Origin of the sequence: Photobacterium rosenbergii (assembly GCF_003026455.1) — a bacterium.
Classification (GTDB): Bacteria; Pseudomonadota; Gammaproteobacteria; order Enterobacterales; family Vibrionaceae; genus Photobacterium; species Photobacterium rosenbergii.
In genome coordinates, this window is record NZ_PYMB01000063.1 from 1 (window position 1) to 849 (window position 849).

Annotated in this window: 1 tRNA gene and 1 rRNA gene; both read left to right on the top strand. The window is 49.0% G+C overall.

Annotated features, from left to right (window positions below):
• Window positions 1-100, top strand: a 5S ribosomal RNA gene (gene rrf, locus C9J01_RS29380); the annotation flags it as partial.
• Window positions 101-142: 42 nt separating this feature from the next.
• Window positions 143-219, top strand: a tRNA-Asp gene (locus tag C9J01_RS29385).
• Window positions 220-849: the final 630 nt, after the last annotated feature.

An 849-nucleotide genomic window follows, 5' to 3' on the forward strand; every position in this document is an offset into this window, starting at 1 on the left:
TTATGGACCCACCTGATCCCATGCCGAACTCAGTAGTGAAACGTAATAGCGCCGATGGTAGTGTGGGGCCTCCCCATGTGAGAGTAGGACATCGCCAGGCTTCCAATTTAAGTTATCGTGCTGAACATACGGTGATTTGAGTGGAGCGGTAGTTCAGTTGGTTAGAATACCGGCCTGTCACGCCGGGGGTCGCGGGTTCGAGTCCCGTCCGCTCCGCCACTTATACTAAGCCCGAGTCTTACGACTCGGGCTTTTTTACGTTTGGCCTTTGGCAAAACGTAAGGCTCTGGGAGGAGCGGGCCCTAGGCTCGGGGAGAAGGATAAGAACATAAGAGCTAATGCCTTTCTTTACCTGAATGGCTGTAATGTAATCTCAGCTCTGTGCCACTTATACTAAGCCCGAGTCTTACGACTCGGGCTTTTTTACGTTTTGGCCTTCGGCAAAACGTAAGGTCCTTGGAATAGCGGGCCCTGGGCTAGGGGAGAGCATAAGAGCTAAAGCTTCTCTTTAGCTGAAGGGCACTAATGTAAACCTAGCCATGTGCCACATATATTAAGCCCAAGCTGAAATACTTGGGCTTTTTACGTATTGGCCTTGGGCAAACGTAAGGACCTTGGAAGAGCAGGCCCTAGGTTCGGGGAAAAGCCTAAGAGCTAAAACGCCTCCTTTCCTGAAGTGTTTACTTCTTCGAAGTGAATTAAGAAGCCCTGCTAGTGATAGCAGGGCTAATTATATGGTCCGCCTCACTCTTAAGCCTCTACGCTTGGGGTAGGTAAATTGAAAGAGGTGAACCATATGTCTTCCTTACATATTCTTGGTATAGATCTTGGTAAACACTGCTTCCACAT